The following is a 22,101-nucleotide window of genomic DNA, read 5'->3' on the forward strand; positions in this document are numbered from 1 at the left end:
CTACTATTAGATATTTATCCACATCAGAACTGACAATGAAACTATTGAAAAAAGTGTTGTGAAAGTAATAATTGATGCCATAGATTCTGGGTCTCCACCAAGCTGACGTGATAAAGCATAAGAGGTACTGGCACATGGTAAACAACTATATAGAACCCCAACTGATTTAGCAGTACCAGTAATTGACATTAATGACAATACTATTATTGTAACAATAGGAAAAGCCACTAACTTAACAAAACTAGTAAATAATACATTTTTCAGAATCGTACCACGCATAAAGAATTTAAGACCTGCTCCAACATTAAGCATACCTATAGCTAAAGCAGAATCAGATAGGGTAGATAAGGTTTTTTTTATGATAAGATGTAATTCTAAATTAGAATAATTAAAAAGGAACCCAATAATACTAGCGATAATCAAGGGATTTTGTACTATTAATTTAAGTGTCCATATAAAGCTAGTTTTAGAACTCTGAGCTACAGAACTATCAGGAACATAATGTGAGAAAATCATTACTGATATGATATTGGTAAAAATAATCATATAGGATGCAATCGCCGATACTATAGCAAGTCCTTCTTGCCCCAAAAGAGGACTACTAACGCCAAAAAAGATATAATTATTATAGCGTACTGCCCCTTGAAAGGTTGAAGTAAACTGAATTTTATCAAAGTTGGTTTTTTTCTGATAAATAATTAAAGCAACAGCAATAATAGAAGAGGAGATGATTAATGCAAGTACCAGCCTTATTATAGAAGATGCATTTAAATCAGCTACGGATATACTATTGAAAAGCATGATAGGAAAAAGAAAGAAATACGATAATTTTTCTATCCCCCTCCAAAATTCTTCAGAAGTTAACCATTTCCTTTTGATAATACTACCAAGTAATGGAATTAAAAGAATAGGTAATGTACTAGAGAAGATATCATTCATCAGTCGACGATTATCCCAATTGCTAATTGTCATGCAATTAGCTGTAAATTATGCGTTACAATTAAATTTTTCAATTTGCATAATATCAGAGTTTTATTGCAAATCAAGACGTATACTTAAATATAGCTAACCCGATTAGTGTTATAGTTCAATTAATTAGTTACTCACCTTACGTACACATACGTTAGTTTAAAAAGGTAATAATTAGAAAGTTGTCATTGCGAGAAGGCGTTAGCCGACGAAGCAATCTCTACTCTTTTATGGATTGCCACGCCACCTACGATGGCTCGCAATGATATCAATTATTTTCTGCAATTTTTAAATTGCCATGAAGGTTATTTGCAAGGCGAGTCACTAAATAGACCAAGAAGCTTTTTGGCAAATTTCATTTGTTAAAGATGGTGGCCAGAGCAGGAATCGAACCAGCGACACAAGGATCTTCAATCCTTTGCTCTACCAACTGAGCTATCTGGCCGTTTTTTACTAAAGGTCTATAGTCAATTGATGAGAAGTTGGTGACGTCATCGCTCAATGCTTGCCTATTACTTATAGGCTCCATCGTTCCTAACCCCAAATTCTCCTGAATTGACTACAAAGGTCTAGCGTTTGCAAAGAGGTAAAGAGACCAAAACTTGTTTTAAAGCATGATCTCTACCCTTAGCACATCTTTGAATATAATACTAGGCTATTTTTTAGTCTCATCTGTTACTTGTGACTGTGGTAACATTATTTTGACATCAGCTTTACTCTCAAGATCAGCGACATACTTTAATATAGCATCCCTACTAAGCCTATTGGTTATATTAGCGGTAGCTTCCTCTTTAGAAGGTATCTGTGCAGGTCTTTTGTCAAGAACCATAATAATATGCCAACCAAACTGAGTTTTAACCGGAGAAGAGATTTCATTTACTTTCATTGATAATGCTTTATTTTCAAATTCAGGTACTAATTGTCCAGAAGTAATATAGCCTATTTCTCCGCCATTTTCTTTAGAACCTTCATCTTTTGACAAATCTTTAGCAAGCTTAGCAAATTTTTCTCCTTTATTAAGCCTATTTTTTATATTTACTGCTTCTTTTTCAGTTGCAAGCAAAATATGGCTTACTTTTACTTCTTCTTTTCCTTTTAAGCTAGCAACTAGTTTATCATATTCAGCATTAATCATCTTCTCATCAACATGAGATTTTACATAACGCTCCATCAATTCTTGCTGAATCATTTGGTTTTTCGCTATATTCAATTTAGCTTGAAATTCTTTTGAAGATTCAATATTAGAATTTTTAGCTTCTTGCTCAAGCAATTTTGTATCGATATAACCATGAACTAACATTTTCTGTATATTTGCATTAAGATCAGAAAATTTCTTACCTTTAGCACTTGGTTGGTTATCTAAAGAAGACTGGAATTGCTGCATAATCTGCGATTCTTTTACTTCGCCACCTTTATAAGTAGCAACAACTTTATCTTCGTTAGCGAAAGCACTGCTCGCAAGTAAGCTAGCAGATAAAAAAGCTATAGATATTCTTTTCATTTGTTATCCATTTATATTTATTATTATGGCTAGATTTTATAATGATAACCACCTGACGTCAATAGCTATTTACAATTTGTTTGATAAATATTATAAAATACCCTATTTTATAAGGTTATTTACAGAATTTAGGATATAAATGTTTTCTTTACTTAAAAAATTATTCGGCACAGCAAACGATAGAAATATCAAAAAACTATTTTTAGAAATTGAAAAGATTAATTTGCTTGAACCATCGATACAAAAGCTTTCTGATGATCAATTGAGAAATAAAACAGAGCAATTTAGGCAAAGATTAAAAAATGGGGAGTCATTAGATGACCTAACCTATGAAGCTTTTGCTGTCGTACGAGAAGCTGCAAGAAGAGTCTATGGAATGAGGCATTTTGATGTTCAGCTAATTGGTGGATTGATATTGCATCGTGGGATGATTACTGAAATGCGTACAGGGGAAGGAAAAACTTTAGTTGCCACATTACCGGCATATTTGAATGCTCTTACTGGTGAAGGAGTACATGTTGTTACGGTAAATGATTATTTAGCAAAACGTGATGCTGAGTGGATGGGGAAGATATATAATTTCTTAGGATTATCTGTTGGGTGTATCGTTGCTAATATCAGTGACAAAGAGAGACATGATGCCTATAGAGCAGATATTACTCATACAACTAATAACGAGCTTGGCTTTGATTTTCTCAGAGATAACATGAAATATAGCGAAGACTCTAAGGTACTTCGTCCCTTTAAATTCGCTATTATTGATGAAGTTGACTCAATTTTAATTGATGAAGCAAGAACTCCACTAATTATATCGGGTCCAGTAGATGATCGCTCGGATTTATACACTAAGATTGATAAATTGGTTTGTCAATTTAAAGATGAAGATTACGAAAAAGATGAGAAATTACGAACCGTTAATCTTACTGAGGATGGTATAACTCATGTAGAATCAATGCTTGTGACCAATAATCTTATTGAACAAGGTTCAAGCCTTTATGATTTTGAGAATTTAAGTTTGGTTCATTATGTCAATCAATCATTGAGAGCCCATATTCTCTTCAATCGTGATGTTGATTATTTGGTGCGTGATGGTAAAGTGATGATTATTGATGAATTTACTGGGCGGGTGATGGAAGGTAGACGTTATTCTGAAGGGTTACACCAATCACTAGAGGCAAAAGAACATGTGCCAATTCAAAACGAAAATCAAACTTTGGCTTCTATTACTTTTCAAAACTATTTTAGGAATTATCCCAAATTATCAGGCATGACTGGTACGGCAATGACCGAAGCTACAGAGTTAAAGGACATATATAATCTTGATGTACTAGCTGTTCCTACTCATAATCCAATCACTAGGATTGATTATGATGACGAAATTTACGGCAATAAACACGATAAATATCAAGCTATTATAAAATTAATACAAGAGTGTTATGATCGCGGTCAACCTGTTTTGGTTGGAACGGTTAGTATAGAGAAGTCTGAAGAAATTTCTAAGTTACTTACCATAAATAAAATAACCCATAATGTTTTAAATGCAAAATTTCATCAACAGGAAGCGTTTATTATAGCTCAAGCTGGACGATTTAAAGCTGTGACTATTGCGACAAATATGGCAGGTCGTGGTACCGATATTATGCTTGGTGGTAATCCGGAAATGCTAATAGAGCAACTTTCTCTACAAAACCTACCTGAGGAACAGTATCAATTAGAAATGATCAAAATAAAGGAGCAAATATCTGAAGAGAAGCAGCGGGTAATAGAGGCTGGAGGGTTATTTGTTATAGGTACCGAAAGACACGAGAGTCGTAGAATAGATAACCAGTTGCGAGGAAGAGCCGGTAGACAAGGTGATCCAGGTAGTACAAAATTCTTCTTGTCTCTAGAAGACGACCTTATGCGTATTTTTGCTTCAGATCGTATTTCTGGAGTCCTAAGAACGTTAGGTTTAAAAGATGGTGAAGCAATCCATCACCCTATGATTAGCCGTTCACTTGAGAAGGCTCAGCAGAAGGTTGAAGGACATAATTACGAGATACGTAAAAATTTATTACGTTTTGACGATGTTATGAACGATCAACGTAAGATAGTTTACGAACAACGCACTGATATCATTGCATCAAACTCTGCCCATGATTTTTTAGCTAGCATGACAAAAGAACTAGTAGAAAAAGTGGTATTAACTTTCATTCCCCCCGGTTCTTATAGGGAAGACTGGGATGTAAATGCTTTAACAGGAGAGTTGCAACGTATTTTTGCTGTAAAACTAAATCAAGAATCTATAACCAAGGCTAATGTCACCGAAATAGAGGTGACATCTAATGTTGTGCAAATGGTAAATGACCTATACCAGGCAAAGAATGAAGCATATAGCGTTGACTTGATGAATGACGCAATTAAATATATTCTACTAACAACTTTAGACCAAGTATGGAAAGATCATTTACATAATTTAGATCATTTACGACAAGGTATATCACTAAGGGCTTATGCTCAGAAAGATCCACTTAACGAGTATAAAAGAGAAGCGTTCAATTTATTTGAACAAATGCTTGATAATTTGAAGGAGCTATTTATCCAGAAAGTTTGTCATCTTCATATGGATACTAGCCACATTAAAAAAGAATCAATGTCTTTGGCAAACAAAACACTGCAAAAGACCATGCGAGAAACTAGGGAAGACCCTGCTTTTAGTAAATATAATGCAGGGATTAGTATTGAAACTCAGCTTAAACCTATTAAAACTCAAGTCAATCCACAGGATAGAATACCATCAGATCAATCAAGTTGGGGAAAGGTGGCTAGAAATGAGATATGTCCTTGTGGTTCCGGTAAGAAATATAAATATTGTCATGGAAGTAATGAATAAACCTCTCCGACAAATTATTTCATTCCCGCTTTCCATTGTCATTCACGCGTAGGCGGGAATCTAAGACCTCTGCTTTCGCAGGGGTGACACAAAACAGGATTGCTTTGTCGTACTTTAGCACCCCTCGCAATGACGTTTAGGGTGCATATACGTCATTGCGAGACCACGCAAGTAGGTCGTGGCAATCCATCTTTGGTTACTTTTATGGATTGCTTCGTCGACCTACGGTCTTTCTCGCTAATAGACGTTGACCACATACGACTTTTAAACTATTCGGTCTAAAACCGCTTCCTCTTCTAACTTTCAACAGTTGTGCGGCTTACGCCTTCTCGCAATAACGATGTGTTGCAACAGTAATGTACTGAGTTAAGGAATAAAAAAAAATAACCAATACCGCAAAAATAATGAAAACAGCTATTAGTGGAGCAAAAAAATCTGTTATATATAGATATAACCGAATTTGGAATAATTAGTTATTCTAATTCTTAAACAAAAAATAACTCATGCAAAATAAATCTATTATTACATTTTTTTGGCACCATATAAAACCATATAAATGGTTTTATATGGCTATGCTACTTGCTCCTACTGTAAGTAGTTTTTACCCGTCTGCTAATTATTATGCGATTAAATTATTTCTTGATACAATAGCTGGGCAAGAAAATTTAACTTACCAGTTAGTTCTACTGCCGATTGTAATATTCATGTCTGCACAAGTGATATTAGATTTGGTTTGGCGTATCAGTAACATATCTGAATGGAAAGCGGTACCTTATGTTCGGTGTTCTATATTGCTTCAATCATATGACTATGTTCAGCATCATTCTTATCCGTTCTTCCAAGAAAATTTTACAGGAGCTATCAGCAGCAAAATCAAAGGCATTTTGGATGGATATGATAAATTCTGGGCGGAAATGCATTACGGATTGCTGCAAAAGTTTTTTAAATGTGTTGTAAATTTTTGTGCCCTTAGCCTTGTTAACACAAATCTTGGCATATTTGTACTAATATGGTGTAGTTTTTACATACCAATTATGTATAAACTCTCAACTAAATTAAACCAACTATCTTGCTTAGAATCAGAAAGTAAGCATTTTATAATTGGACAAGTTGCCGATAAAATTACTAATATTATTTCACTTTTTTCTTTTGCTTCTAGGACAAGAGAATTAAAGGCACTAGATAATAATATATTAAATGATTTTATTCCCAAACAGGTAAAAGCATACAAATATAACTTTAAGACTCAAATAGTAGCTATGTGCTTCTATTTTGCTTTAATTGGTTTTATTCCATTCTATATGCTGCATTTGAGAATACATGGCTTAATTTCTGTTGGAGATTTTGCTTTTGTCTTTGGTATTGCCTTGATTGTTGCACAAGATATCTGGGATGCAACAGTTTCATTGCAGAATTTTACCAGATCAATGGGTGAGCTGAAAAGTGCTTTGTCACTAGTTACTATCAACCAGCAGGATTTGGATAAATTTAGTGCAAGTCCGCTAATAGTTGATAAAGCTATTATTGAATTTAAAAATATCAATTTTGGTTATAACAAAGAGCTGATCTTTAAAGATATGACTTTTTCTATTAGTCCTGGTGAAAAGGTAGGAATAGTCGGTCATTCTGGTAGCGGCAAATCAACACTTATTAATCTCTTGTTACGTTATTTTAAAGTGGCAAATGGTCAAATTTTAATAGACGGACAAAATATTGACAATGTTACTCAGGATTCATTACGACAAAATATCGCGGTAATCCCTCAAGACACTTTGTTATTTCATCGAACGCTGATGGAAAATATCAGATATGGGAACCAAGAAGCAACTGAGGCGGAAGTAATTGAGGCAAGCAAAAAGGCACATATCCATGAATTTATTACAACATTGCCAGAAGAGTATAATACTTATGTTGGAGAGCGAGGTATCAAATTATCTGGTGGACAGCGGCAAAGGATAGCAATAGCGAGAGCTATTCTAAAAGATGCACCTATTTTGATCTTAGATGAAGCAACTTCTGCACTTGATAGTCAAACCGAGCGTTTTATCCAAGATAGTCTTAACTTCCTAATTCAAGATAAAAGAAAGACTGTGCTTGCAATTGCCCACCGCTTATCTACTTTAAAACATATGGATAGGATAATTGTGCTAGATAAAGGGGTAATTATTGAAGAAGGCACACATACTACATTAATTCGTAATAAACATAGTCTATACAAAAAATTATGGAAGTTACAAGAAATTTAGGTTAGGATATAGTCAATTCAGGAAAATTGGGTAGAAGGAGCAATGGAGCAACGACGTCACCAATTTCTCATCAATTGACTTAATAGCTACATAAACTCTTTTATCTTTTATCAAAAGGCATAAATTCTCTTTGTACATACCCAGTATATAATTGCCGAGGTCTGCTAATTTTTTGTTCTGGATCTTCATGCATCTCTTTCCATTGCCCCATCCAGCCGACAGTTCTTGCCATAGCAAACAATACTGTAAACATCTGTGATGGTATACCCATAGCCTGATAAATAATACCAGAATAAAAATCAACATTCGGATAAAGCTTGCGATCGATAAAATATTGGTCATTGAGAGCAATTTTTTCAAGCTCAGTAGCAATTTGTAATAAGGGGTTATTACGGTTCCCTAACTCATCTAATACTTCTTTGCAAGTTTCTCTAAGTACAATTGCTCTTGGATCATAACTTTTATAAACTCGGTGACCAAAACCCATTAATCGAAATGGATCATTTTTATCTTTTGCCCGTGCGATATATTCCGGAATACGGTTTATGGTGCCAATCTCTTTCAACATGTTAATTACTGCCTCATTAGCTCCACCATGGGCTGGTCCCCATAAAGAAGCTATGCCAGTACTGATACAAGCAAATGGATTAGCTCCGGACGACCCGGCTAAACGTACTGTTGAAGTGGAGGCATTCTGCTCGTGATCAGCATGAAGGATGAATATTTTATCTAAGGCATTCTTTACTACCTGATTCACCTTATATTTTTCACAAGGGGTTGAAAACATCATATAGAGAAAATTTTCAGTAAAATCTAGACTATTATCAGGATAGATAAAAGGCTGTCCTATTGAATATTTATATGCCATTGCCGCAATAGTTGGCATTTTGGCGATCATTCTAATAGAAATCAATTCACGTTCATTTTCTTCTACATTTAGAAAATCCGGGTAGAATGCAGATAAAGAGCCTACCACCGCCAGCATAATTGCCATAGGATGATCTGATGGACAAAAAGCCATAAATAAATTTCTAAGCTGCTCATTAATCAAAGAATGATAAGTAATTTTCTGAGAGAAAGATTTATATTGATCAATAGTCGGCAATTCACCATTTAATAGCAAATAGGATACCTCTAAGAAATTACTTCTTTCTGCTAATGTTTTAATATCATATCCCCGATATCTCAATATCCCCTGATCACCATCTATATATGTCATAGCTGATTTACAAGCTGCTGTAGACATAAATCCAGGGTCGTAAGTGAAATAGCCTGTTAATGAATATATACTGCTAACATCAATAACATCTTGACCGATTGAGGCTCTTTTGATTGGTAAATTAAAGGTTTTATCTCCTATTTTTAGTTCAACATTTTCTACTTTCATATATCCTTCATTTTTTCATAATGATGCCAATTTACTATTGCTAACACCTTCTCGGGTTAACCATCATGTTACTATATCATATTTTTATTGTCCACTAATACCAAAATTCTAATTATATTGAGTTATATGTATCTTTATCCAGAGTACCTTCACTATTATCGATAATCAAGGTAATTGTTGCATCCCCTGTAATATTAATGGTCGTACGTAACATATCTAATATCCTATCAATTCCAGCGATTATAGCAACCCCTTCAATCGGTAAATTGATCGAAGACAGTACCATAGGTAGCATTATTAAAGAAGCTCCAGGAATGCCAGCTCCACCTATAGACCCGAGAGTTGAGGTAATAATGATTACTAAATAATCATGCAATGCTAAATCTACACCCATCATTTGGGCAAAGAATATAGTGGTAAGAGCTAAATTTATTGCAAACCCATCCATGTTTATCGATGCACCAAGTGGTAATACAAAAGAAGTGCTAGATTCAGATATACCTAGTCGTTCACGACAAACTTGCATAGTAGTAGCAAGCGTTGCTTTACTACTAGAAGTAGAAAAGGCAAGCACTTGATATTCTAGACTTTTTCTATAAAAAGGTAATGGTGATATTCGACAGAATAGATAAATTAACATGCCAAAAATACCATATTGACATATCATAGCAATAACTACCGCAACAACTAATTTGGACAAACTAATCATTACATCAAAGCCCTGAGTACCAACTATCCAAGCCGTTAAAGCAAATGCACCATATGGAGAAAGCTGAATGATCATTGAGATCATTTTTAACACCACTTTTGATAATATATGAAATAAATTCTTAATTGGTTCAGCACTAATACCCATTTTATTTATCACAAGTCCAAAAAATATTGCAAAGAATACAATTTGTAAAACATTAGAATTGGCAAATGAACCTACTACATTCTCAGGCACAATACTTACAAAAAAGTTAAGTATGTTAAAGGATTTTTCTTGCGGTATAGTTTGTGCAACATCAAAGTTAATATGTACACCATGCCCTGGCTTTAATATAAGAGCAACTGTAATACCAAAAACTACGGCAAAGAAGGTCGTGCCTAAGAAAGCTGCAACCGCCTTTAACCCTACTCTACCAAGAGAAGCAGGGTCATTCATACTAGTTATACCCGCTACTAAACTAAAAAATATTAAAGGAGCAATAATCATTTTTATCAAACGCAGGAAAATATCTCCTAGCGGTTTTATGTAAGATACATATTCAGGAAAATATATACCAAACACTATACCTAAGATTAACCCCAATGTAACTTTTTTCCATAATTTCATTATTATACTTAATTAAATTAAAGAGTGTTTTAAACTTATTTTGCTGATTTCAGGTGAATATCTATAATAAAAACTAGCTGTACTAACTAATTACAACTCTTTTTACCATAATTGAGTAAATCTTAATTCTAATAAACACTCTCTTAAAATTAGATACTTTGAGTTACCAAGTTTAAGTACGCCGGTAGCCCATCTTGAATGTCGAGCTTTATTATTTGAGGAAGATCATAATTGTGTATATCAATAATCATCTTTTCTATTGCATTGTAGTTATCAGACTTGGCTTTTACTACAATACGAAATTCTGGTACAGAAGATATCTTACCTTCCCATTTAAAATAGCTGACTATATTGTCTACTTGTATGCAAGCAGCTAGATTTGCTTCCAACAAACTAATGGTTAGTTTGTCTACTACTTGCTGGTCATCGGTCGTAGTTAAAATTACACAACATCTTTGTACCACTTATACCTCAACAAAGCAATTAGGTGTTTCAAATAATTTGACTTTTGTAATAAAAAAGGAACTATTAGTAAATAATTTTGGCAATATATCCAACTTTAAGTGTAATGCTATATTTTCTGCCGTTGGATTTTGTTGCATATAATATATTTTCTGACCAGTCCAATCACATATTTTATCTCCTATCTCTTTATCATTTTGATGTAATATAATATTATGATCAAAATTATCATCTATCCAGTTTTTTATTACTGATTTTAGGTAACTAAAATCTACAACCATACCAAGATTATTGGTAACATCAGATCCAGCGGTAACTTCAAGGACATAACGATGACCGTGTAAAAATTGACATTTATTCTTATGCCCGATCACCCTATGACCTGCATCAAATTCAATTTTGCGAGTACATTTTATCATAATTTCTTCTTCAGTATCTTATATTACCCAAAAATATTTTGTCAGCAAGGGTGTAAACGTCATTGTGAGAAACCACTTTAGTGGCGACAAAGCAATCCAAATTTATAGTAATTTTGGTGATTATATATTTTCCCCTATATCAACCAGGATTACACAAACAGGAACAGCAGGGAAATGCCTTTTTAATCTTTCAATATCGTAAACAAGCTGTTCTCCATAAGAAACACCTGTTGACATTTGTTGTTGTAAACTATGACATGGTACTATTTCTATTCCTACATCAGCCTTATCTTCATTAAAAAAATATGAGCAAAAGCATTATTTAATTCTTTTGGCGAATAAAGCATTTTTCCTTTATTTGCTTTCTCTTTGCTGATTTTGTTTTTCTTTATATCATTTATCGCTTTTATTGATTCATGAACTTCTTGAAAAATTTTAGGATAATCAACTTGTAAAATTTGCTTTCCTCCAAGATGAGAATATTCATAAACTATTTTCATATCATACTGTTTCAGGTTCATAGACGGGTTTATTCATTTCTCTAACCCTACTAGTTCCGCTTAATGTTTCTTTAATTCTTTTTTTTGAAATATTTATATATTTCTCATCTATTTCTGCCCCTATACATTTTCTAGAATTTTTTAGACTTGCAACAAAAGAACTACCAGAACCAACAAAAGGATCTAAAACAATATCATCTTTTTTTGTCATTGATAAAACCAACCTTTCAACTAAACCGACGGGAAATTGACACGGGTGTTCCGTTTTTTCTATATGATTACTTTTTACATTTGGAATATCCCAAACATCTGATGAGTTCTTACCTTTTGGATTGCAAGACAATTCCCCTTTTTTGTTACCTTTAAAATATTTTTTATTAGGATATTTTTGAGGTATCCTAACAGCATCTAAGTCAAAGTAATAATTGTCGGTTTTACTAAACCACATAATAGTTTCATGTCTTCCAGAGAATCTTTTTGAAGCATGTAATCCATGTCCAAAATGCCAAATAACCCTATTTCTCATTTTCATTTTTAATTCTGAAAATATAGGATATAATAAAATATCTAAAGGTATTACCTCTCCATTTTCTACATAATTACCGACCTGCCAACAAATATGTCCATCATCTTTTAGCACTCTATAACACTCATTGATGACTTCTTTTTGCCAATTATAATATTTATTAATATCTAATTTTTTTTCGTATTCCTTACCTATGTTATATGGCGGTGATGTTATTATTAAATTTATACTGTTATCTGAAATCTGTTTTAATAATTTCATACAATCACCTTCAAATAGAATTGCTTGATTATTTAAATCAAAACTATTTTTTAAGATATTATGTTCTTGTTTTTGACAAGGCAATTTATTCACAAATTCACTAAAACTATAATTCTTTTCCTGTATTTCAGGTACTCTAATTGCTTCTTGTGCCATATTCTAGAAAGTTAAAGTTTTTTATAAGTTAATTTAGTATTAGATAAGTTACTTAGAAATTCAACAAATATTCTTTCGAGCAAAACCTATAGCTTTTAGATATTCGCATAGTTTGGTAAAAACTGGTTTTGGTAAAATATTTAGTGTAGAAATTTCAATATATTTATCATTTTTTAATTCAAAAGAAAAAGATGGTGATTGAAATCTTGGTCCATCAATTTCCCTAGCAATTTTTATAAAATTACCTATTACATGACTGTTACAATAATCATACTGATCAATCATTCTTTTTGCCAGCCTATTAATATATGTATCACTTTTGGATGTATAGCTAAGTGCAAGAGCGTTACTCATCATCAATCGTTGACGATGAGTAAAAGGAATATCTGAAGATAGAATAAATTCAACAATAAAATTAGAACGCAGTGTTCTATCAATATTCTTATTATATTGTGCAAGCATTACGACCAAAGCAATTATACTAATTGTTGTGGTATCTGGTTGAATTAAGATAGGTCTAATAACTTCTGTATAATTTTTGATATTGCAACTAGCCTCGTCAAAATTTACTAATGTCTTGATTCGTTCATAAATAATATCTTTTTGCTGTTCTTCTTCAGGAAGGCAATCAAATCTAACACCTTCTTTTAAACCATAATTTGAAATTATTACCTTTTCTGGTGAAAAGACATTTAACATAGATTGTGCCACTAAAATTGCATTACCATGAATTTTTGACTTGTATTGTGTTTTCAACATATTAACATGAGCCAATCTTTCAAGATATAGCTCAAATTCCTTACGGTTTATTTCAAGGTTATGTAAGTTTTTAAGAGGGTAATGAATAAATTCCATATAAGAACGCCCCATTAATCTTAAAGCCCCTCCTATTAAATATAAATTTGGGCAATGTAATCCTTCAAACTCTTTCTTAATCATTTGACTAATTATATCAATATTGTCAAAGTGAGTATTAGTGACTAAATTAGTGGTTATGCTAGTAGTGATTAGGCTAGTGCCTAAAGGTAGAGACTTTAAAATACCCACCTTTTTATCTTTGATTTGGACAAGCTCAAGACTGCCACCCCCTAAGTCTGCTGCGATACCACAAGCATCATTAATACCAGAAATTAACCCAGCAGCTGTAAGATAAGCTTCACGTTCACCAGAAATAATTTCAATATCAATATTAAACTCTCTCTTAACTATCTCCCTAAATTCTTCAGCTCTTGGATGTCCTCTAAGTACAGCAGTAGCAACGCATTTAACATCTGTGACTGATAACCTATCAAAAATATGTACTAAATATTGTAGTGACAAATATGCTTGATGCTTTACTTCCAAATTATCTAGATTAAGTAAATTAATAATATCACTTTTAAATTTATCATTAAAAATTTCTGGAGCTCCAAGTCTATCACATTCATAAACTACAGCTCTTACGGCATTATACCCAATATCAATAATAGCTGAACGCATAGATATTTATCTTATTTCTTACTTAAAAAATTAATCTTCTATAGTAGTAGCATCTGTATTGCTAGAATCTACATTCTCTTGTTCCTCATTTACATTATTTTTATTTGGATCATAAGGTTTTTGAGTTGGAATAAATGTAGGGGGTAATAGCCTATTTGTAAAGAACTTATCTTCATAATACTTAATTTTTAAAGATTTTATAGGCGGGAAAGATTCAATTAACACGATTTGCTCATCTTTTGGCAGCTGAATTACTTCTTGAGGTAAAAGCAGAGCTCTTGAAACTTGTGATACATTCTGCGTTCTTGTTGAAATATTAAGATCAAAAAATATTGGTTTACTATATGATCGTTGTTCAACTGTTTTATTACCAACTAGCTGAGATATTAAGTTAGCTGTTTCATAGTTATTAGCTGCAAAAGTAATACGATATGTAGAATTTGACAGAAACGAATTCATACCAGCATCCTCATAAGTTCCTTTGAGCTGTTGAGTATCTTGGATAATCAAGAATAGGCGAACTCTATATCCCCTGAAGAACGCGATACCAGCCTTAAATGTTTCCATTTTTCCTAAAGTAGGAAATTCATCAAGTAAGAACATCACACCATAAGGCTCTTCTTTTAGATCAGGCATTTTACGACTTAAAAATTCTGTAGCTTGCTGGTAAAAAACCTGCATCAGTTTTTGCAAACGTTGTATGTTATCAGGAGTTAGACCAACATACACTGTTGTTTTAATCTTTTTAAACTCAAGTATATTAAAGTCAGATGAGGCAGTAGCAGCATCAATAAGGGGATTTGCCCATAATTCTAAGGAGGAGTTCATTGTTGAGATAACACCTGAACGTTCTTTATCTGCTTTTTGTAAAAATGCTGCTATATTCATATAGGCAACAGGATGTATTACTTTGCCTAAAGTATCTAGAACTACTGCTAAATTATACACTACGTCATCACTACGCATTGTTCTTACCACTTCGCCAAAAGATTTAGTTTTTGTCGGATCAGCAATTAAGTATAGTACCACACCGAGAAATAAACTGCGTGCCTCATTATTCCAAAAATCTTTTTCAGGCATAATCAGATTTGAGATTTTTTGTACGTCATCCACCATTTGACCTGGTTTGGTACTTACCCAATCTATCGGATTGTAACAATGAGTTATCCCATCAGGATTTGATGGCTCCCAAACAAAAACACGTTGCCCTTGTTTTTGCCGCCACCCACTTGTAAGACCATGATTCTCTAGCTTAATATCATGCACTATTATAGAATGTTCCCAAAATAATAAATTGGGAATAACAAATCCTACACCTTTACCTGAACCGGTTGGAGCAAAAAGTAAAGCATGTTGAAACCCATCAGCAACAAAATATCCACCACTATTAGTACCAAGTAACATACCATGTTTTGCACGTAAATTAGCTCTACTTACATCATCTTCAGTAGCCCAACTAGCATCACCATAAACTTTTTCTGCCTGAGTAAAAAATTGTAAACTTTTTATTCTTTTGAAATTCTTCCAGTAGAATATGATCACTATAATTGTTGGCATAGTCAGGGCTAGTATTAACTTAATTTTCAAGTAATTATATGCTTGAAGATCTAATTGTGACCATACACTAACTAACCAATAAAACCACTTATAAGCTATGTCTATGGCTACTAAGTCAATATTTAGGACTCTAGTTTCGTTAGTAATAAATGCAACTATCGCTCCACTTACCCATATCGTACAAAATATTACCAATGGGTGTATTATAGCATGCCCTAAAATGTTACGAGTAAGTTTTTGTATTTTATGCCATTCCATCGTTAGCCTTGCCTATTCTTACTATAGTATATTTCTGAGACATATCTTTTACCGCCACTACCTCGCTTTAATTGTACCACAATATCGACGACCGCTAATATATATTTTTTTACCTCATCCGGTGGCATACCTAAACTAGCTTGCATAACCATTAACTTAAGTTGTTCTATAGCCATGGCTGGTGTATCAGCATGTAAAGTAGATATAGAACCAGGATGCCCTGTATTAATGGCTCGTAAAAAACTAAATGCCTCAGCTCCCCTAAGTTCACCAACAATAATTCTATCAGGTCTTAGACGTAAACACGCCTCAATCAAATCCTGAGTAGTAACTTTTGCACGACCTTGCCCCCCTTTTGAAGCTAGGAGATGTAATTTATTAGGATGGCTTGTTAGAATTACCTCTCGTGCATCTTCCACAGTAATTAATCGCTCACTACTTGGAATTTCTGCTAAGGCAGCGTTAGTAAAGGTTGTTTTACCAGTTGATGTTCCACCACTAATAATAATATTTTTCTTAGAAATTACCGCATGCCGAATAAATTCTTTAATTTTATTTTCTTTCAGATAGTTGTTTAATACTTCTTCATTCTCGTCAATCAATTCCCCTGTAGATGTTGAATCAAAAGCTCCCATCTTGTCATATTGATCTAGCGTAAGACTCATTGCACTACCTTTCCTGATAGCATAGCCAACATAACCCGGTTCACAAGCAGGAGGAAATACTACTTGAATACGGTAACCATTGGGTAATGAGGCGGAAAGTAAAGGTCTTTCTTCGGAAATTATCTGATCAGTTGACTGAGCTACTAACCTACCAAGTGATATAAGATGTTCGAAATCAAGCTCAGGTACCAATTTACAAAATTGATCTCCTTTCTTTTCAACCCATACTTCTCCTGGTTTGTTTACCATGATCTCATTAATACCATCTTCTGCAAATAATTCTTTAAATGGTAATAAAAAAGTCTCTAATGCCGCAAAATTATCACTCATTTTATTAATCTTGATTTTCTTAGTACAGCTTGAGGAAATTTATAATCTTTATTAACATAAATTTTTATTAACGTACCTTGATCTATGGTAATAGTTGGTTTAAATGCCTGTTGCTTCATCATATCTTTCACAGTATTGCTAACATCCGTAAATGCTTGTTTTGAAGCTGCTTGTGCCTGAGTTGGAGTGCTAGCATTTGCCGTACTAGATAACAAACTAGCTGCTGCACTAGTTACTGCACTCATTAATGCTATAAGTCTTTGACCAGGTTGCGAGCCAGTTGGATTACGAGCAATATTGCAAGCCTGCATCATTGAAATATATGCCGTTGAGCTTTTATCAGTAATGGCATTCATCACATTAGTACATATCTGTGCAATTTTAACATCCTCAGTACCGGAACTATTATTAATACTTTGTGCCAAATTCTGTATATTAACAGCGATAGCAGTATTAGCAGCAGTAGCTTGTGCATTAACTGGCGGAGCTACCACTTTGTCAAGAGCATTGGCAAGTACAATATTAAATGCTGATGATAATACAGCATTGGTTAACCGCTCTTTAAATTTATTATCTACTCTTCCTTGTTCGCCTGGTCTTCCAAGATTATCAACAGCCAAAGCATCTAAATTAATGGTATAACCGCTTGATAGATCAATACGATTCCATATTATGGAAATTCGACCATACGCTCCATCAGTACCAGTTGCATAAACACCAAAAATCTTTGACCCTTTAGGAATTAAAATAATTTTCTCCTTTTCAGAGAATACATCTCTGCTAATTATTGCTCTTATTTCTCCACCTAAATCACTATTAATAGCGGTCTCTAATACTGCTTCCATTATCTTGCCACGAGCAAGAACAAATGCCATATTTCCCCGATCTTGGAAATTTGCTTCTTCGGCAATTTGATCCGGTGTTTTTTTCTCTGGGACTCCTGCAATTAATACTATAGCAGATTTTCTCTTTGCTTCACGACGGTTCTTTTCCTCCTCACTTTCAGTTAATTTCCCAGGAAGAGCTGTTGGCGTAACGGAAGGAAGAGTAACTTTGTCAGCACTATTATTCTCTCCAGTAGGTAAAGCAACTTGAGGGAGAATAGGTTGTGGAGGAGGAGGTGGTGGTGGTGGTGGACGCTCCGCAGGGGCTTCAAGCTTAGGGGCTTCTGGTAATTTTGGAATTTCTGGTATATTTTTAGAGTTATCTTGTGTCGGTTTAGTAATATCGGTAGGTGCTGACGGAGCTACTACTACCTCCTCTGGTTTATTATCACTAATAAAAAGTTTAAAAAAAATAAATATAAAAACCGCAGAAATGACAAGCAAAATCGCAATACTTTGCTTAGGATTAGTGGCAACTTTTGATAGCTCATTTTGAACTTCTGGTATATCTTGTTCCTCTGCACCAGTTGCATTGACTTGAGAAGTAGTATTATCTTGTTCTGACATGTTAAATTAATATCAATTTATAAAAAAAATCATCTATAACTAACCCAAGAAGGTTTTAGCTGGATAATGTTTGTCATCCCCGCTTCGGTGCGGAATCTAGCCCACAACTGTTGAAAGTTAGAAGAGGAAGCGGTTTTAGACCGGATAGTTTAAAAGTCGTATGTGGTCAACGTCATTGCGAGAAAGACCGTAGGTCGACGAAGCAATCCATAAAAATAACCAAAGATGGATTGCCACGACCACTACGTGGTCTCGCAATGACAGAAAACCTATCTAAAACCCGCTTTACCTTCTAACTTTCAACAGTTGTGGAATCTAGCCCCCGCACCGAAGCAGGGGTGACACCTACTTACTATTGTCATTCCCGCGTAGGCGGGAATCTAAAAATAGAGCCAAAAAAGCTCTGAGATATTATAGATTTCCGCTTACGCGGGAATGACAACTTACAATTGCTTCGTCGTGCTTTAGCACTCCTCACAATGATGCAAGGTTTACTATAACTAAATGCCAATCGATTAGAACTAACAATAAATTTATTGTAAAGTACTAAAGGTTTTCTTAGGATAATAAAACCTAACTACATACACTAAATCCTTTTCGCGTCCTTCTTCCAATTCTTTGGATACCACATCGAATTGGTAAGTTCTTTTATTAGTTATTATAGTCATATTTGTTCTAATGTTTTTTTCCAACGGCTTAATGAACAATCTGTTTGCCAACGGAGTCATTTTCCAAGCATATGACTCTCCAAGAACAATATTTTGTATTTCCTCATTTTTGGCAAATTCTATACTTGACTGAAACCCAAAATGCAGAACTAATAAATAAACCTCATTAGGATTATGTATATAAGTTTTAATTCTGTTATCAGTAGTTATTGCCAGGTCATCTAAATCATTACCTACATGCATATTACTTGTATCAGCATTGGCAATAACCGAATGCAATAATATTATTGCTGTAAAAAGAAGTCTAGCTATTATCATCATCTACCCTGTAATCATTAATTTGAAAGCCTACTGGATTAATATCTCGGTCTATATCTGTTAATTCCATTGGAATATATGCAAAACTTACCACTGCTATTTTATTAAAAACCTTTCTATCACCTGCTGTTTCATTAATAGAAAACCTAATCATATATTTATTTTTATTTTCTTGTAAATTTTCTTGTAATTTTGACCAAGATTTAATTAGTAAGAAAGTTGTGTTATTTTGACCATACATTAAAACTGGATCTATATCTTTATTTTTTATGTAGCCAAGATAGTTATAATATACTGAATTTGAAGATAATAACCTAACCCTTCTACGTGCTTCAGTATCAAAATCAACAGGATTATATGTTTCCCTAGCTATTAAATATTTTTTAATAAAATATCTTGAAAGAGCATCATTGCCACTTAATATCTCCGAAGATATTGGATTAACAATCGTTGCCATACCTGTACTATTATCAATTTGGATAACAAAAGGGCTAAATTCTCTTGAATTTATTACTATAGTTACCGCTGCTATAGATGCCATTACTAAAAGTATCAGTAATATAGATATTACCAACAAGATATTACGCTGTACAATGATTTTATCAGATCTTTCTTCGTACCAATTCCTAGTAATTTTAACAGAGTTACCAGACTGAACATTTTTAGGTTCTATCGTAGAATCGGTAGGTGATTTCAGTGTATTTAATATATTAGCTAATTTAAACATTGTGATTATAACTTATTTCATTTTGTAATATAACCTGAATTCGATATAACAAGTTATGGCAAAATCTGTTATATCTATAAATATAGCAGATTTTTCTGCTCCACTAATAGCTGTTTTCATTATTCTTACGATATTGCTTATTTTTTATTCCATAACTAGTTAATATAATAATCCTTGTCACTACAATTATACACTAATTTGCAATGTACACTAATAGGATTTTGAATAAAATTTAATATTACTTCTTACCACTACCAAAGGAATAAATTAATTTACCTATCAAGGATTCAATATTAACCGCCGACTGAGTGTATTTTATCTGCTCACCTATCGCCAAATTTTCTTCAGACGAACCTGGAGTTACGGATATATATCTACTACCAAGTATTCCACCTGTAACTATTGCTATACTAGTGTCTTTAGGTAACTTTATATCGTTATTGATGCAAATCGTTAATAAGGCAAAAAAACTAGTCTTATCTAAAGTTATATCAATTACTGATCCGATTTTTACACCAGCTAACATCACGTCACTTCCCCTGACTATCCCTTCAGCGTTTTGAAAATTTGCTTTAAGCATATACCCAGATTCGACTCTTGATGAGTTGCCAATTTTATAAGCAAAAATAAAAAAACCTATAGCAACTAATATTACTATAAAGCCAACTAAAGTTTCTATAACATTCTGTTTCATTATTTTGATTCACCTAAATTTGATTCGTCTAAAGGTTGCCACCTACTATATTCGGCTTTGGTTGTCTTATTTTTTACTATCTTATGCGACAAGCTAGTACCAGTGATATTAGGGAGATAATCTTGTTGCCAGTCAAATTTATCATTATTGATTGGCACTTCATTGATCATGTAGTGCAGCCAAGCATGCCACATAGGCGGAACTTTTGATGCTTCTACTTTACCTTTATAAACCACCTGTCTTCTAGTTTGACCTAAATAATCAAGCTTTTTACTTTCGTAATATTTGTTACCAAATTGATCTTTCCCAATTTCCTTAGAGAAAATAGATATAAAAAAATTATCTATGAATGACATTTGAGCATTTTTATAGCAGTTTCTTTTCCTTTGACAGCCAGACTATCGGCTATCTGATTTCCCTTATTATTACCATGACCTTTAACCCAATTCCAGATAATAGAGTGTTTACCTAGTTCGTCGTACAATTTTTTCCATAAATCAACATTCTTGATAGGATCATTGTTGTTTTTATGCCAGTTATTTTTTACCCAGGTGTTAATCCACTGAGTTATTCCAAGCTGTAAATACTTACTATCTGTATAAAGTTCTACACAGCATGATTTTTTAAGAACTTTTAACGCTTCAATTGCTGCTGTCATTTCCATGCGATTATTAGTGGTGTGTAGCTCATGACCAAATATCTCCTTACAAACTCCATTAAATTGTAACAATGCCCCCCAACCGCCTGGTCCAGGATTACCTGAGCAAGCTCCATCAGTATATATAACAACTTTAGGAATACTCAAACTATTTTGTAGAATAGTTTGCAAATTGGTTTTACAAAAAGGTATGGTACTCATATTCTTACCTCTTATTTTATATATAGTCAATTGATGAGAAGTAGGGGACGTCGTCCCACAACTGTTGAAAGTTAGAAGGTAAAGCGGGTTTTAGGTAGGTTTTCTGTCATTGCGAGACCACGCAAGTAGGTCGTGGCAATCCATCTTTGGTTACTTTTATGGATTGCTTCGTCGACCTAAGGTCTTTCTCGCTAATAGACGTTGACCACATACGATTTTTAAACTATTCGGTCTAAAACCGCTTCCTCTTCTAACTTTCAACAGTTGTGGACGTAGTCACTCGTCGCTCACCTATTACTTATAGGCGAGTCCCATCATTCCTGCTACCCAATTCTCCTGAAATAATGGTATGGACCTACCCTATATACAGAATGAGAAGCATATGCTAATCTTCTAGGATAGGAAATGAATCCTAAACAACAATAAGGAGGTTCATATGGAAGTTACCACAATTGGTATAGATATTGCAAAAAGAATT

20 protein-coding genes and 1 tRNA gene are annotated in these 22,101 nt (G+C 33.7%); 2 read left to right on the forward strand and 19 right to left on the reverse strand.

Annotation, left to right across the window (positions count from 1 at the left end; genetic code table 11):
• Positions 1 to 6: 6 nt before the first annotated feature.
• The 3 genes from ACQH6S_RS03055 to ACQH6S_RS03065 form a co-directional block, all read right to left on the reverse strand.
• The gene (locus ACQH6S_RS03055) at positions 7 to 939 is read right to left on the reverse strand and encodes an AEC family transporter (RefSeq protein ID WP_094648722.1); all 933 of its coding nucleotides are present in this window, start codon (positions 937 to 939) and stop codon (positions 7 to 9) included.
• A gap of 399 nt (positions 940 to 1,338) precedes the next feature.
• Positions 1,339 to 1,414, reverse strand: a tRNA-Phe gene (locus ACQH6S_RS03060).
• 210 nt (positions 1,415 to 1,624) lie between these two features.
• Positions 1,625 to 2,470 (reverse strand): peptidylprolyl isomerase, encoded by an 846-nt coding sequence (locus ACQH6S_RS03065; RefSeq protein WP_341749224.1) that lies wholly within the window; start codon positions 2,468 to 2,470, stop codon positions 1,625 to 1,627.
• Positions 2,471 to 2,609: 139 nt separating this feature from the next.
• Here ACQH6S_RS03065 and secA point away from each other — a divergent pair, with 139 nt between their 5' ends.
• Together secA and ACQH6S_RS03075 are read left to right on the forward strand one after the other, a co-directional pair.
• On the forward strand, positions 2,610 to 5,342 hold the full coding sequence (secA, locus tag ACQH6S_RS03070; protein ID WP_425360061.1) for a preprotein translocase subunit SecA: 2,733 nt from the start codon (positions 2,610 to 2,612) through the stop codon (positions 5,340 to 5,342).
• Between the two features lie 503 nt (positions 5,343 to 5,845).
• Positions 5,846 to 7,588: an ABC transporter ATP-binding protein gene (locus ACQH6S_RS03075; RefSeq protein ID WP_425360062.1), complete on the forward strand. Its 1,743-nt coding sequence runs from the start codon at positions 5,846 to 5,848 to the stop codon at positions 7,586 to 7,588.
• 100 nt (positions 7,589 to 7,688) lie between these two features.
• On the opposite strand, the gene ACQH6S_RS03080 is transcribed toward ACQH6S_RS03075, so the two are convergent.
• From ACQH6S_RS03080 to rnhA, 16 genes are all read right to left on the reverse strand, one after another.
• Positions 7,689 to 8,975 carry a citrate synthase gene (locus ACQH6S_RS03080; protein WP_341748632.1) on the reverse strand — a complete coding sequence of 429 codons (1,287 nt, stop codon included), beginning with the start codon at positions 8,973 to 8,975 and terminating at the stop codon, positions 7,689 to 7,691.
• Between the two features lie 112 nt (positions 8,976 to 9,087).
• Positions 9,088 to 10,293, reverse strand: a complete 1,206-nt coding sequence (locus tag ACQH6S_RS03085) for a dicarboxylate/amino acid:cation symporter (protein WP_341748633.1) — start codon at positions 10,291 to 10,293, stop codon at positions 9,088 to 9,090.
• Between the two features lie 149 nt (positions 10,294 to 10,442).
• The gene (gene cutA, locus ACQH6S_RS03090) at positions 10,443 to 10,757 is read right to left on the reverse strand and encodes a divalent-cation tolerance protein CutA (protein ID WP_425360063.1); all 315 of its coding nucleotides are present in this window, start codon (positions 10,755 to 10,757) and stop codon (positions 10,443 to 10,445) included.
• Positions 10,758 to 11,174, reverse strand: a complete 417-nt coding sequence (locus tag ACQH6S_RS03095; RefSeq protein ID WP_341748635.1) for a 6-carboxytetrahydropterin synthase — start codon at positions 11,172 to 11,174, stop codon at positions 10,758 to 10,760. It lies immediately after the preceding gene.
• 120 nt (positions 11,175 to 11,294) lie between these two features.
• Positions 11,295 to 11,447 (reverse strand): hypothetical protein, encoded by a 153-nt coding sequence (locus ACQH6S_RS03100; protein WP_425360884.1) that lies wholly within the window; start codon positions 11,445 to 11,447, stop codon positions 11,295 to 11,297.
• A 2-nt stretch (positions 11,448 to 11,449) separates the two neighbouring features.
• Positions 11,450 to 11,695: a hypothetical protein gene (locus ACQH6S_RS03105; RefSeq protein ID WP_425364675.1), complete on the reverse strand. Its 246-nt coding sequence runs from the start codon at positions 11,693 to 11,695 to the stop codon at positions 11,450 to 11,452.
• Positions 11,676 to 12,617, reverse strand: coding sequence for a DNA-methyltransferase (locus tag ACQH6S_RS03110; RefSeq protein WP_425364676.1), 942 nt, complete (start codon positions 12,615 to 12,617; stop codon positions 11,676 to 11,678). The genes ACQH6S_RS03105 and ACQH6S_RS03110 overlap by 20 nt, the downstream gene beginning before the upstream one ends.
• 60 nt (positions 12,618 to 12,677) lie before the next feature.
• Entirely contained in the window at positions 12,678 to 14,096 is a 1,419-nt protein-coding gene (locus ACQH6S_RS03115) for a Ppx/GppA family phosphatase (protein WP_425360066.1), read from the reverse strand.
• Positions 14,097 to 14,126: 30 nt separating this feature from the next.
• Entirely contained in the window at positions 14,127 to 15,911 is a 1,785-nt protein-coding gene (locus tag ACQH6S_RS03120) for a type IV secretory system conjugative DNA transfer family protein (protein ID WP_425360067.1), read from the reverse strand.
• A gap of 2 nt (positions 15,912 to 15,913) precedes the next feature.
• Positions 15,914 to 16,906, reverse strand: a complete 993-nt coding sequence (gene virB11, locus ACQH6S_RS03125; RefSeq protein ID WP_094648715.1) for a P-type DNA transfer ATPase VirB11 — start codon at positions 16,904 to 16,906, stop codon at positions 15,914 to 15,916.
• Complete coding sequence (locus ACQH6S_RS03130) at positions 16,903 to 18,357, reverse strand: TrbI/VirB10 family protein (protein WP_425360069.1); 1,455 nt, start codon at positions 18,355 to 18,357, stop codon at positions 16,903 to 16,905. The genes virB11 and ACQH6S_RS03130 overlap by 4 nt, the downstream gene beginning before the upstream one ends.
• A gap of 533 nt (positions 18,358 to 18,890) precedes the next feature.
• Complete coding sequence (locus tag ACQH6S_RS03135; protein ID WP_192866910.1) at positions 18,891 to 19,343, reverse strand: TrbG/VirB9 family P-type conjugative transfer protein; 453 nt, start codon at positions 19,341 to 19,343, stop codon at positions 18,891 to 18,893.
• Positions 19,330 to 20,070, reverse strand: coding sequence for a virB8 family protein (locus tag ACQH6S_RS03140; protein WP_425360070.1), 741 nt, complete (start codon positions 20,068 to 20,070; stop codon positions 19,330 to 19,332). The genes ACQH6S_RS03135 and ACQH6S_RS03140 overlap by 14 nt, the downstream gene beginning before the upstream one ends.
• Positions 20,071 to 20,308: 238 nt before the next feature.
• Positions 20,309 to 20,764 (reverse strand): outer membrane lipid asymmetry maintenance protein MlaD, encoded by a 456-nt coding sequence (mlaD, locus tag ACQH6S_RS03145; RefSeq protein WP_341748640.1) that lies wholly within the window; start codon positions 20,762 to 20,764, stop codon positions 20,309 to 20,311.
• Positions 20,764 to 21,120: an NADH-ubiquinone oxidoreductase subunit NDUFA12 family protein gene (locus tag ACQH6S_RS03150; protein ID WP_425360071.1), complete on the reverse strand. Its 357-nt coding sequence runs from the start codon at positions 21,118 to 21,120 to the stop codon at positions 20,764 to 20,766. Before ACQH6S_RS03150 ends, mlaD begins: the two co-directional genes overlap by 1 nt.
• Positions 21,108 to 21,623, reverse strand: coding sequence for a ribonuclease HI (gene rnhA / locus ACQH6S_RS03155; RefSeq protein WP_094648721.1), 516 nt, complete (start codon positions 21,621 to 21,623; stop codon positions 21,108 to 21,110). The genes ACQH6S_RS03150 and rnhA overlap by 13 nt, the downstream gene beginning before the upstream one ends.
• Positions 21,624 to 22,101: the final 478 nt, after the last annotated feature.

The sequence above is a fragment of the Candidatus Tisiphia endosymbiont of Mystacides longicornis genome (assembly GCF_964031095.1).
Lineage (GTDB): Bacteria > Pseudomonadota > Alphaproteobacteria > Rickettsiales > Rickettsiaceae > Tisiphia.